At 68.3% G+C, this 13109-nt stretch carries 7 protein-coding genes and 1 pseudogene; 7 read left to right on the top strand and 1 reads right to left on the bottom strand.

Translation table 11 applies throughout. From position 1 onward, the window contains the following. Together BLT45_RS18515 and BLT45_RS10170 are read left to right on the top strand one after the other, a co-directional pair. A pseudogene (locus tag BLT45_RS18515) lies at nucleotides 1-165 on the top strand (xylose isomerase); the annotation flags it as partial. Between the two features lie 76 nt (nucleotides 166-241). After that, nucleotides 242-1669 carry a sugar porter family MFS transporter gene (locus BLT45_RS10170; protein WP_093298252.1) on the top strand — a complete coding sequence of 476 codons (1428 nt, stop codon included), beginning with the start codon at nucleotides 242-244 and terminating at the stop codon, nucleotides 1667-1669. 106 nt (nucleotides 1670-1775) lie between these two features. Here BLT45_RS10170 and BLT45_RS10165 read toward each other — a convergent pair whose 3' ends face one another. Further along, nucleotides 1776-2837, bottom strand: coding sequence for a LacI family DNA-binding transcriptional regulator (locus BLT45_RS10165; protein ID WP_093298249.1), 1062 nt, complete (start codon nucleotides 2835-2837; stop codon nucleotides 1776-1778). A 167-nt stretch (nucleotides 2838-3004) separates the two neighbouring features. On the opposite strand from BLT45_RS10165, the gene BLT45_RS10160 reads away from it, so the two are divergent. From BLT45_RS10160 to BLT45_RS10140, 5 genes are read left to right on the top strand one after another with little or no spacing between them, the layout of a single operon-like run. After that, nucleotides 3005-5134, top strand: a complete 2130-nt coding sequence (locus BLT45_RS10160; protein ID WP_093298244.1) for an alpha-glucuronidase family glycosyl hydrolase — start codon at nucleotides 3005-3007, stop codon at nucleotides 5132-5134. Nucleotides 5135-5187: 53 nt separating this feature from the next. Then, nucleotides 5188-7113: a sialate O-acetylesterase gene (locus BLT45_RS10155; protein ID WP_254771854.1), complete on the top strand. Its 1926-nt coding sequence runs from the start codon at nucleotides 5188-5190 to the stop codon at nucleotides 7111-7113. 2 nt (nucleotides 7114-7115) lie between these two features. Then, the gene (locus BLT45_RS10150; protein ID WP_093298846.1) at nucleotides 7116-8846 is read left to right on the top strand and encodes a glycoside hydrolase family 43 protein; all 1731 of its coding nucleotides are present in this window, start codon (nucleotides 7116-7118) and stop codon (nucleotides 8844-8846) included. Nucleotides 8847-8854: 8 nt separating this feature from the next. Next, entirely contained in the window at nucleotides 8855-11551 is a 2697-nt protein-coding gene (locus tag BLT45_RS10145; protein WP_093298844.1) for a glycoside hydrolase family 3 protein, read from the top strand. A 59-nt stretch (nucleotides 11552-11610) separates the two neighbouring features. Further along, on the top strand, nucleotides 11611-13095 hold the full coding sequence (locus BLT45_RS10140) for an MFS transporter (RefSeq protein WP_093298238.1): 1485 nt from the start codon (nucleotides 11611-11613) through the stop codon (nucleotides 13093-13095). Nucleotides 13096-13109 lie beyond the last annotated feature (14 nt).

Raw genomic sequence — 13109 nt, 5'->3', positions numbered from 1 at the left:
GCGCGCTACGCCAGCTTCGACAGCGGGCAGGGCAGGGATTTCGAGACCGGTGCGCTGGATCTGGCCGGCCTGGCCGGTCTGGCCACGCAGCTCGGTGAACCGAAGCAGATCAGCGGCAAGCAGGAGCGTTACGAGAACCTGCTCAACCAGTACCTGCTGCGCTGAGTCAGCCATGACGAAACCCCTGCGGGGAGCCGCAGGGGACGGACTTCAAGTCGACAAGCCTGGAGGGGCGACGCGAATGAGCACGACCGCATTCGATCGGGGCGATATCGCCAGCGGCGAGAACACCCGTTTCATCATTCTGATCAGCTGTGTGGCGACGATCGGCGGATTCCTGTTCGGCTTCGACAGCGGCGTCATCAACGGCACGATCGACGGTCTCAAGCAAACGTTCCAATCGAGTTCGGCAGGCATCGGGTTCGAGGTCGCTTCCATGCTGCTGGGATGCGCGTTCGGCGCTTTCGTAGCCGGGCGCCTGGCCGACCAGTGGGGGCGTCGCAGCGTACTGATCATCTCGGCCGTGCTGTTCCTGCTTTCCGCGATCGGGGCTGGTGCTGCACACACATCGCTGCTGTTCATCGCCGCGCGCGTGCTGGGTGGGTTCGCGGTCGGCGCGGCGAGCGTGATCTCGCCGGCCTACATCGCCGAGGTCGCCCCGGCGCGCTACCGCGGGCGCCTTGCGACGGTGCAGCAGATCGCCATCATCAGTGGACTGTTCGCCGCCTTCCTCAGCAACTATCTGCTGGCCAAGGCCGCGGGCGCTTCCACCGAAGTGTTGTGGGGCGGGCATGCGGCGTGGCGCTGGATGTTCTGGATGCAGGCGATCCCGTCGCTGCTGTTCCTGGTGCTGCTGCTGACCATCCCGGAGAGCCCGCGCTACCTGGTGGTAAAGCGTCGCAAGGACGAGGCGCTGCGCGTGCTGACGCGGTTGTTCGGCGGCGCCGAGGCGCAGGCCAAACTCGCGGAGATCGATGCCTCGCTGTCGCAGGATCATCACCGACCGCAGCTGTCCGACCTGAAGAACAAGACCACCGGCAAGATCCGGCCCATCGTCTGGGTCGGCATCGGCCTGGCGACCTTCCAGCAGCTGGTCGGCATCAACGTGGTGTTCTATTACGGCGCGGTGCTGTGGCAGGCGGTCGGCTTCTCCGAGAACGATGCGCTGCTGATCAACGTGCTGTCCGGCGCGCTCAGCATCGGCGCCTGCATCGTCACCGTGCTGCTGATCGACCGTATCGGCCGCAAGCCGCTGCTGTGGATCGGCTCGGCCGGCATGGCGGTGTCCCTGGCGCTGGTCGTCGTGGCGTTCGCCAGCGGCTCACTGGTGGACGGCCACCTGCAGTTGCCCGAAGGCATGGGCACGCTGGCGCTGGTGGCCGCGAACATCTACGTCATCTTCTTCAACATGTCGTGGGGGCCGGTGATGTGGGTGATGCTGGGCGAGATGTTCCCGAACCAGATCCGCGGTTCCGCACTGGCGGTGGCCGGCGCCGCGCAGTGGACATCCAACTTCGCCATCACCGTGACGTTTCCGATCCTGCTCGGCAGCATCGGCCTGGCGGGTGCCTACAGCCTCTACACGCTGGCCGCGATCGTTTCGGTGTTCTTCGTGTTGAAGTTCGTCCACGAAACGCGGGGCAAGGAACTGGAGCAGATGGAAGGGTGAGCGCGATGACCGGCTCCCATCCTGTCTTTCCGGCGACGGCTTCGCGCGTCGCGCGGGCCTTCACCCAGCGAACGAGGGCGGTGAGGTCGTGAGGCTGCGTACCGCGCTAGCGCCGCTTGGGCGGGGTCGCCACCGAATCCCGGGTGACCAGCCGGTGCGGCACGACATGATCCATCAGCACGCGCGTGCTGTCGGTCTTGCGCCGGATGCCGCGCAGCAGGATGTCGATGGCGGCGTTGGCCATGGACGCGATGGGCTGGTGGATGGTCGTGAGTTCCGGCCAGACCGTGGTGGCGGCCGACGTATCGTCGAAGCCCACTACCGACAGGTCGCGCGGCACGTCGAGGCCCCTGCGGTGCGCGACCGAGATGGCGGCCGCCCCCATGTCGTCGTTGCTGGCGAAGATCGCGGTGGGCGGTTTGCGCAGCGCCAGCAGTTTTTCCGCGGCCTTCAGGCCCGAACGGTAGGTGTAGTCGCCCTGCTGCACGAGTTCGCTGTCGACCTCGAGGCCGGCGTCGTGCAGGGCGGTGACGAATCCGTCGTAGCGTCGCGCGCTCGCACTGAGATCGGTGCGGCCCCGGATGAAGCCGATGCGGGTATGGCCCTGCTGGATCAGATGTTCGGCCATCTCCTTGCCTGCGTGGAAGTCGTCGATCCGGACGCAGGAGATGTCGTCGCTGAAGCGTCCGGACGCGATGGCGACCACCGGGATGCCGGCCTTGATCAGTTCGGTCACCGCCGCACGGGATTCGCACAGCGGTGGCGGCAGGATCACGCCATCCACCCGGCTGCCGAGCGCGCGCGCGGCCTTGCGCTCGGACTCGGCATCCAGGTCTTCCCAGTAGTCGATGACCAGCTGCACGGCGGTGCGCGAGGCGACACGCAGCAGACCCACCAGCAGTTCGCGCAGGTAGGCACCGCTCGGATTCGTGTAGATCAGGGCAATGCGCGTGTGCTGCGCGGCCGCGAGCGAGCTGGCGGCCAGGTTGGGGGTGTAGTCCAGCTCGCGTACGGCGCGCATGACGCGCTCGCGGGTGGCGTCGCGGACCTTGCCCTGGCCATTGATCACCCGCGAAACCGTCATGGGCGACACGCCTGCCAGGGCGGCGACTTCGTCGATCGTCACGCCGCTGGTCTTGCGTCGGATCGACTTCTTCGGCTTGTCCAACACGCGTTCCCTTCTTCCTCTGTGGCGGCACCGCAAGGCGCACATCCGATCCGATACGGGTGCGAGAACGGATGATGCGAGTCCCCGAGCGCCCGCGCCGGTCGGGCAAGACGATGTTAACGCTAACGCAGCGTCGAGGCGACCGCTGGGGCGCGTTGCTGGCGGGCATGTTGGCGCTGGTCGCCTGCGTGTCCGTGGCCCGTGCCGAGGACGGGTATGGGCTCTGGATGCGCTATGTGCAGGCCGACGCCTCGAAGGTCGAGGCGTATCGCGCGGCCTTGGGCGATGTGGTCGCGCCGGACCGGACGCCCACCCAGCGCGCCGCCCGCGACGAATTGCAGCGCGGCCTGGCGGGCTTGCTGGGCGTGCAGCCCCGGTTCCACACCGCGCCTGCCGGCACGGCCGCACTGGTGCTCGGCACGCCGGACTCGTCTCCGTCGCTCGTAATCTTCCAGCCCGAGCTGGAAGACATAGGCGAAGAGGGGTATCTCCTCAGGCAGACGCAGCTGGGCGGGCAGACCGTCGTGGTGATCGCCGCGCGCCGCGACATCGGTGTGCTCTACGGTGTATTCCATCTGCTGCGGCTGCTGCAGACCGGGGCCGCGCTGAGCGATCTCGATGTGCGCGAGACCCCGAGAATGAAGCTCAGGGTGCTCAATCATTGGGACAATCTGGATGGGTACGTCGAACGGGGCTATGCCGGCGGCTCGCTATGGGACTGGCATACGCTCCCGGAGTGGCTGGATCCGCGGTACACGGACTATGCCCGCGCGAACGCATCGCTGGGCATCAATGGCGCCGTCCTCAACAACGTCAATGCGAACGCGGTCAGCTTGTCGTCTGCATACCTGCGCAAGGCGGCGGCGCTGGCGGACGTCTTCCGGCCGTACGGTGTCCGCGTCTACTTGAGTGCGCGCTTCAGCGCGCCCATGGAACTGGGCGGGCTGGCGACGGCCGATCCGCTCGACCCCGGCGTCCAACGCTGGTGGCGCGGCAAGGCGGACGAAATCCACGCGCTCATCCCGGATTTCGGCGGATTCCTGGTGAAGGCGAACTCGGAGGGACAACCGGGGCCCCAGGACTACGGCCGCTCGCACGCCGACGGCGCGAATTTGCTCGCCGACGCGTTGGCCCCGCATGGCGGCGTGGTGATGTGGCGGGCCTTCGTGTACGCGCACGACGTACCCGAGGATCGGGCCAAGCAGGCCTACAACGAGTTCGTGGGCCTTGATGGCGCCTTCCGGGACAACGTCATGGTCCAGGTCAAGAACGGGCCCATCGACTTCCAGCCGCGCGAGCCGTTCCATCCGTTGTTCGGTGCGATGCCTCGTACGCCGCTGATGATGGAATTCCAGATCACGAAGGAGTACCTGGGCTTCGCGACCCATCTGGTGTATCTGGGGCCGCTCTACGAAGAGGTCCTGCGCGCGGACACGCACGTGCGCGGTCCGGGCTCCACGGTGGCCCGCGTGGTGGATGGATCGCTGGACGCCCATGCGCTCAGCGGGGTCGCCGGCGTGGCGAACATCGGCGACGATCGCACCTGGAGCGGGTCGCACTTCGATCCGGCCAACTGGTACGCCTTCGGCCGCCTGGCCTGGAATCCCGACCAGTCCGCGCGCGACATCGCGACCGACTGGGTGACGATGACGTTCTCCCGCGCGCCGGACGTGGTGGCGCCCGTGGTCGCGATGATGATGGGCTCGCGCGAGGCGGCGGTGGACTACATGACGCCATTGGGGCTGCATCACCTGATGGCGCGCGGCCACCACTACGGCCCCGGACCTTGGGTGGCCGGGGGACCGCGGGCAGACTGGACCTCGGTCTACTACCACCGTGCAGACCGCCACGGCATCGGATTTGACCGCACCACCCGCGGCAGCGACGGCGTATCCCAGTACGCGCCCGCGGTGGCGCGAACCTTCGATGATGTCGGGCAGGTGCCGGAGAATCTGCTGCTCTGGTTCCACCACGTGCCGTGGCAACACCGCATGCGCTCGGGACAAACCCTGTGGACCGAACTGGTGCACCGCTACGGGCGCGGCGCGGGTTACGTGGAGGCGATGCAGTCCACCTGGGGCGGCCTGCGTGGCAAGGTGGACGAACCGCGCCACCGGCACGTCGCCGCGTTCCTGCGTATCCAGCGCGACGAAGCGCAGTGGTGGCGGGATGCGAGCGTGGCTTACTTCCAATCGATCAACGGCCTGCCGCTGCCTGCCGGCGAAACGCCGCCGCCGCATCCGCGGGCGTACTACCAGGCGCTGCAGTTTCCGTATGCGCCGGGAGACGGACGATGAGCGGTCGGCGGGCAACCTGGAGCGCCTGCGTGCTGTTGCTGCTCGGCTCGGCCATGGCGCGTGCGCAGGAACCGTCGGAGACGGCGCTGCTGCACCCGCTGTTCCAGGATCATGCCGTCCTGCAGCGCGAAGCGCCGATCCGGCTCTGGGGCCACGCCGAGGCGGGCAGCGGCGTCTCGATCGCGTTCGCGGGACAGACCGCCACCGCACATGCCGATGCCGATGGGCGATGGGAAGCCACCTTGCCTGCCCAGGCCGCCGGCGGTCCGCATGTGCTGGTGGTCAAGGCGGGCCGGACCACGCAGGTGGTGCGGGATATCCGCCTGGGCGATGTGTGGCTGTGCGCCGGGCAGTCCAACATGGAACTGCCGGTGTGGCGCGCGCTCGATGCGAGCAGCGAGATCGCGTCAGCCACGCATCCGGACATCCGCCTGTTCGTCGTTCCGCACGGCAGTGCGGTGACGCCGCAATCGCGCTTCGCGGGCGAGGTGCGCTGGCAAGCCGCTTCACCCGAAAGCGCGCGGGATTTCTCGGCGGCCTGCCTGTACTTCGCGCGCGAGCTGCGCAAGACGATCGATGTGCCGATGGGTCTGATCCAGGCGGCGTGGGGCGGATCGCGCATCGAGGCATGGGCCAGCGCCGACGCGCTGCGTACGGGGGGCGACCTGGACGAAGCCCTCGACGTGCTGTCGCTCCATGCCACCGATGCATCCGCTGCCGTCGCTCGCTGGGGACGCCACTGGGAGCATTGGTGGACGCATCGCACCGCCGCCGCGCTGGACGACATGCCCTGGCGTGCCGAAGCGTCCGCCGCCGGTTGGCGCGCGGCCCCTGTCGAGCTCGGGGCCTGGGAGCGCTGGGGCGTGCCCGACCTGGCCGACTACAACGGCATGGTGTGGTACCGCACCCGGGTGACGCTGACCGCAGCGCAAGCCGCCCGCAACGCTACGCTGGAACTCGGCGCAGCGGATGAAACGGACATGACCTGGGTGAACGGCACGGTCGTGGGCAGCCGCTACGGTCCCGGCGAAGCGCGACGGTATGCGTTGCCGGCCGGACTGCTCAAGGCAGGCGTCAACACCGTGGTGGTCAACGTGCTGGACACGTATCGCGACGGCGGCTTGGCCGGACCCGCCGAGGCGCAGGCGTTGCGCTTCGACGATGGCACGCGCGTCGTGCTGGATGCCGGCTGGCAGTATCGTCGCGCGGCCGATGCGGGAGAGCCGCCGCATGCGCCCTGGCAGGCCACGACGGGCCTGTCGACGCTGTACAACGGGATGATCGCACCACTGGGCCGCTACGGACTGCGCGGCGTGCTGTGGTACCAGGGCGAATCCAACACGGGGAAGGGCGCCGTCTACGCCGAGCGTCTGCGCGCCTTGCGCAATGACTGGCGGCGCCGATTCGGCCGCGATGTCCCGATGCTGGTGGTGCAGTTGGCCGGCTATGGCATGCCGCCGACCGCACCCGTCGAAAGCGGCTGGGCGCAGGTACGCGACGCGCAGCGGCGCGTGGCCGGAGAGGATGCGCACTCCGGTCTGGTGGTCGCCATCGACATCGGTGATGCCTACGACATCCATCCGCCCAACAAGCAGGAACTCGGCCGTCGCCTTGCACGCGCCGCACGCCACGTCGTCTATGGCGAGCGGACATTGCCGCCGTCCGGCCCGGTCGCACGCTCCGCGTCGCGCATGGAGGCGGGGGTGAGGATTGATTTCGACGACATCACCGGCGCATTGGCAACGACCGGCGCGAAGGGTCCGATCGGCTTCGAACTCTGCGATGCCGAACGCCGCTGCGCGTATGCGGATGCCACCCTCGAGGGCGACGCCGTCGTCCTGCGCCGTGTCCCCGATGTCCGTGCCGACCGGGTGCGGTACTGCTGGGCCGACGGCCCGGTGTGCACGCTGCGCGATGCCGCCGGACTGCCGGCCGGTCCCTTCGAACTTCCCCTCACGCCTGCCGAAGCGCCCCGATGAACATGACGCTGCATCGTCTCCACGCCGCCTGTCGCCGCAGGGCTCTTGTTGGTATCGCCTGCGGCGCGTTGGTGGCCGCACTTCTGCCCGCCAGTGCAGTGGCGCAGTCGCCGGCGCCGGTCTATTTCGACTGGTTCGAGTACGTCGGTCGCGATGCCGCCTTCGAACCGCCGCTGCCCGCGGGGCACTACCGCAATCCGGTGTTGGCCGGCTTCCATGCCGACCCCAGCGTCGTCGCAGCGAATGGCAAATTCTATCTGGTGAACTCCAGCTTCACCTACTTCCCGGGCATTCCCGTGTTCGAAAGCACGGACCTGGTGCACTGGAAGCAGATCGGCAACGTCATCGACCGGCCCACGCAACTGGACTTCGACGGCCTGAGCTTCTCGCGCGGCATCTTCGCGCCGACCATCGAATTCCACGAAGGCACGTTCTACGTGGTCACCACCGCCACCGACAGCGGCGGCAACTTCATCGCCACCGCGCGTGATCCCGCCGGACCGTGGTCGGATCCCCACTGGCTCCCGGGCATCGGCGGCATCGATCCATCGCTGTTCTTCGACGACGACGGCAAAGTCTACCTGCTCAACAACGACGAGCCGGCGGGACCGGCCCGCTACGACGGCCACCGCGCCATCTGGATGCAGGAGATCGACCTGGCGCGCTTCCAGCCGGTCGGTCCGCGCAAGGTGCTGATCGACGGCGGCGTGGAACCGGAGAAGAATCCGATCTGGATCGAAGGCCCGCATCTCTACAAGCGTGAGGGCGGGTACTACCTCTCCGATGCGGAGGGCGGCACCGGGCCCCAGCATTCGCAGGTGGTGCTGCGCAGCCGCGAAGTCTGGGGTCCGTACGTGCCGTACGCGGGCAATCCCATCCTGACCCAGCGCGATCTTCCGGCGGACCGGCCGTTGCCGATCACCAACGCCGGCCACGCCGATCTGGTGGAGGGTCCGGACGGCACGTGGTGGGCGGTGTTCCTCGCGAGCCGCAACTACCAGGGGCGCCACTACAACACGGGTCGGGAAACGTACCTCTTGCCGGTGGCGTGGCGTGACGGATGGCCGGAGATTCTGCCGGCGGGCAAGACCATTCCTTACCTCGCGCGCGCGCCGTCGTGGATGCAGGGCGAAGCGGCGCAGGCGCTGTCCACCGGCAACTTCGTCCACCGCGACGAGTTCGACGGCACGGCGCTGGCCAGCGAGTGGCTGCGCGTGCGCGTGCCGAAGCGGGCGTGGGCCGAGCTGGCGACGCGCCCGGGCTCGCTCGCCGTCCACCCGCTGGCGGAAGACCTGGACACGTTGCGCAACCCCGCGTTCCTGGGGCGGCGCCAGCAGCATCTGCGTTTCGACGCCAGCACCGCAATGACGGCGCCGGTGCCGGGCGTCGCCGCAGGCCTGGCCGCGTTCCAGAGCGAGGCCTATTGGTACTTCCTCGGCGTGCGCCGCATCGACGGCGGACAGCTGTCGGTGTTCCTGGAAGGGCGCGACGGTAGCGGGAGCACGCGCACGCTGGCCACGCGGCAGATCGCCGCCGCCGATAGGGTCCGCCTGAAGATCAGCGGCGACGAAGGCGACTACGGGTTTGCCTTCGATGCCGGCGACGGGCGCGGTTGGCAGACCGTCGCCGACAAGGTCGATGGCACGGTGTTGAGCACAGACCGGGCAGGGGGCTTCGTGGGCACTTTGCTCGGCCCCTTTGCGCGTGATGAACGTCCCTCAAGGAGCCCATGATGATGACCATGACGTCTTCCGTTTCGCGCAAGCGCCAAGTGGTGCCATGCCTGCGCGTGCTTGCCGTGGGCCTCGCGCTTTCGGCCACGGCCACGTTCGCCCACGCGGCGGACGAAAGGCCGTGGCTCGACCCGTCGCGAAGTTTCGAAGCGCGTGCCGCCTCGCTCGTCGCGCAGATGACGCTGGAGGAGAAAGCGGGGCAGATGCAGAACGCCGCCCCCGCCATCGAGCGGCTTGGCGTGCCGGCCTACGACTGGTGGAACGAAGCCTTGCACGGTGTGGCGCGTGCCGGGCAGGCCACGGTGTTCCCGCAGGCGATCGGCTTGGCCGCCACCTTCGACGTGCCGCTGATGGGCGAGGTGGCGACCACCATCAGCGACGAAGCCCGCGCCAAGCACCATCAGTTCATCCGCGAGGGTGCGCATGGTCGCTACCAGGGCCTGACGTTCTGGTCGCCCAACATCAACATCTTCCGCGACCCGCGGTGGGGGAGGGGACAGGAAACCTACGGCGAGGATCCGTACCTCACCGCGCGCATGGGCGTAGCGTTCGTGCGTGGCCTGCAGGGCGACGATCCCGTGTACCGCAAGCTGGACGCGACCGCGAAGCACTTCGCCGTGCACAGCGGCCCCGAGGCCGATCGCCATCACTTCGACGCCCGTCCGCACAAGCGGGACCTCTACGACACCTACCTGCCGGCGTTCGAAGCGTTGGTGAAGGAGGGCGACGTGGACGCGGTGATGGGCGCGTACAACCGCGTGTACGGCGAGTCGGCCAGCGCCAGCAGGTTCCTGCTGCGCGACGTGCTCCGCCGCGACTGGGGCTTCAAGGGGTACGTGGTCTCGGACTGCTGGGCGATCGTGGACATCTGGAAGCACCACAAGATCGTCGCCACGCGCGAAGAGGCGGCCGCGCTGGCGGTGAAGAACGGCACCGAACTCGAATGCGGCGAAGAGTACGCCACGCTGCCCGCGGCGGTGCGCAAGGGCCTCATCCGCGAAGCGGAGATCGACGCCGCCGTGACGCAGCTGTTCGCCGCGCGGATGAGGCTCGGCATGTTCGATCCACCGGAGCGCGTGCGCTGGGCCCGGATCCCGGCGACGACCAACCAGGCGCCCGCGCACGACGCGCTGGCGCTGAAGGCAGCGCGCGCGTCGCTCGTGCTGCTGAAGAACGACGGCATCCTGCCGCTCTCGCGCGAGCTGAAGCGCATCGCCGTGATCGGTCCCACGGCCGACGACACCATGGCGCTGCTCGGCAACTACTACGGTACGCCCGCCGCGCCGGTCACCCTCCTCCAGGGCATCCGGGATGCCGCGAAAGGCGTCGAGGTCGCTTACGCCCGGGGCGTGGACCTGGTGGAAGGCCGGGACGATCCTGCGGCGACGCCGCTGATCGAAGCGGCCTACCTCCGCCCGTCGGTCGACTCGCCCGAGCGTGGCCTGCGTGGCGAGTACTTCCGCAACCGCGATCTTTCCGGTACCCCGGTCCTGGTGCGTACCGATGCGCACATCGGCTTTCGCTGGGACCGCGGCTCTCCGACCGACAACCTGCAGGCCCGCGGCGAAGCGGGGCCGGGGCAGGGCATTCCCGCTGACGGTTTCGCCATCCGCTGGAGTGGGCAACTGGTGCCGCCCGTGTCGGGGCGTTACCGGATAGAAGCGGCCGCGGATGACGGGTTCCGCCTGTACCTGGACGGCAAGCGCGTGCTCGACCACTGGACGGACAGCGATCGCCTCCGCAGCGACGGCGTGGAGCTCGATCTGCAGGCCGGGCGCGCCTACGACCTGCGCCTGGAGTACTACGACGCCGAGCGCGATGCGGCGGTGCGCCTGGCATGGCGCATGCCGGGTGCGAAGCCCCCATTCGAGGAAGCGCTGGAGATCGCGCGCAAGGCGGATGCGGTGGTCTTCGTCGGCGGTCTGACCGGCGACGTCGAAGGCGAGGAGATGACGGTCAACTACCCGGGTTTCGCCGGCGGCGACCGCACCGACCTGCGCCTGCCGGCCACGCAGCGTGCCCTGCTGGAGGCACTGCATGGCACCGGCAAGCCCGTCGTCCTGGTGCTGACCGGCGGCTCCGCGCTGGCGGTGGAATGGGCCGACGCGCACCTGCCGGCCATCCTGATGAGCTGGTATCCGGGGCAGCGCGGCGGCACGGCGGTGGGTGAGGCGCTGTTCGGCGACGCCAACCCGGCGGGCCGCCTACCGGTCACGTTCTACCGGGCCGACCAGGCGATGCCTGCCTTCGACGATTACACGATGGAAGGGCGCACCTATCGGTACTTCCGCGGCACGCCGCTGTATCCGTTCGGACACGGTCTTTCCTACACGCGGTTCGACTATCGCGGATTGCGCACCGACGCTCCCTCGGTGGCAGCCGACGGACGCCTGCGCGTCGAGGTGGAGGTGGCCAACACGGGCCAGCGTGCCGGCGAGGAGGTCGTGCAGCTCTACGTGCGCCCGCTGCAGGCCGGCCCTGGCGACGCGCAGCAGGACCTGCGCGGGTTCCAGCGCATCCAGCTCTCGCCCGGCGAAAAGCGCACGGTGTCGTTCGACCTCGCGCCCGCGAGCGCGTTGCGCCGGTATGACGACGCGGCCGAGGGCTATGTCGTGAAGCCCGGGCGTTATGAATTGCGCGTGGGGGCCTCGAGCGCGGACGTGCGGGCCCGCGCCACCTTCGACGTGGAGGCGCGCCGTGAGTAATCCGCCATGCCTCCGTAAGCTTGATCCGCCGCCTTCTCCAACCCCGGGAACACCGCCGCATGGCCAGCGCTGAACACCGCCTCTCGATCCGCGAAAAACTCGGTTACAGCCTGGGCGACCTGGCTGCGAACCTGATCTTCCAGACGCTGATCACCTACCTGGCCTTCTTTTACACCGATGTCTACCGGCTGCCACCGGCGACAGCGGCAACGATCATCTTCGTGGTCGGGCTGCTGGGGGCGTTCCTGTTCACGCCGTTGATTGGCATCGCCGCCGACCGCACCGCGACGCGCTGGGGCAAGTTCCGGCCCTGGATCCTGTGGACGGCGATCCCGTTCGGCGTGCTGTCGCTGCTGGCGTTCAGTACGCCGGACTTCAGCGAACGGGGCAAGATCGTCTATGCGTTGGCCACGTACAGCCTGCTGGTGCTCGTGTACGCGGCCAACAACCTGCCGTACTCCGCGCTGAGCGGCGTGCTCACCGGCAGCATGGCCCAGCGCAACAGCCTGTCGGCGTACCGGTTCGTCGCGGTGATGATCGCGCAGTTCATCATCCAGGTGCTGCTGATGCCGCTGGTGCTGATCCTGGGCGACGGCGACCGCGTCCAGGGATTCGAGCGGGTGATGACCGTCTTCGCGATCGTCGGCACGGTGTTCTTCCTGATCACCTTCCTGACGACGCGCGAGCGCGTGGTGCCGACCAGGGAACAGTCCTCCGGCGTCCTGCGGGACCTGGCCGACCTGGTGCGCAACCGGCCATGGCAGGTGATGCTGCTGCTGACCGTGCTGGTCTTCGTGAACCTGGCATTGAAGGGCGGCACCTACATCTACTATTTCCAGTACTACATGAGCGAGACGGCGCTGGCGTCGTTCCTCAAGGCGTCGGGCTTCAATACGTTCATCGCCGGCCTCAATGCCGCGCTGACGGGCGCGGGCCTGGCGGGTTTCCAATGGCCCGAGGACCCGGCCACCTCGGCCTTCAGCCTGTTCAACGGCAGCGGCATCCTCTGCATGATCCTCGGCATCGGCGTGTCGCGCCGGCTGGCGGATCGCTACGGAAAGCGCGACGTATTCGGCGTGGCTTTGTTGGTGTCCACGCTCTTCCTGCTCGCGTTCTACCTGTTCCCGCCGACGGCGGTGCCGATGGTGTTCGGCGCCTTCATGCTGCACGGGTTCTGCTACGGAATCACGATTCCGTTGCTCTGGGCGATGATCGCCGACGTCGCGGACTATTCCGAGTGGAAGAACGATCGCCGCGCCACCGCCATCATCTTCTCCGCGATGCTGTGCGGGCTGAAGATCGGGCTCAGCGTGGGCGGCGCCCTGGTCGCCGGCATCCTGGCGCACTACGGCTACCAGCCCGGCGCCGAGCATCAGCCCGCGGCCGTGGTGGACGGCATCCGCCTCACCATCAGCCTCTATTGCGCCATTCCGTTCCTGATCGCGGTGGCGCTGCTCTTCATCTACGAGATCGACAAGCGGATGGAGACCCGGATCGAACATGACCTCGAGCAGCGTCGACGCGCCGGCGGCGCCCACGCGTGAAAACAAGCATTCCG

This window comes from Pseudoxanthomonas sp. CF385 (assembly GCF_900104255.1).
In the GTDB taxonomy this organism is placed as follows: domain Bacteria; phylum Pseudomonadota; class Gammaproteobacteria; order Xanthomonadales; family Xanthomonadaceae; genus Pseudoxanthomonas_A.
The sequence above is the reverse complement of the archived record's forward strand: the minus strand, read 5'-3'. Positions and strand labels throughout refer to the sequence as shown.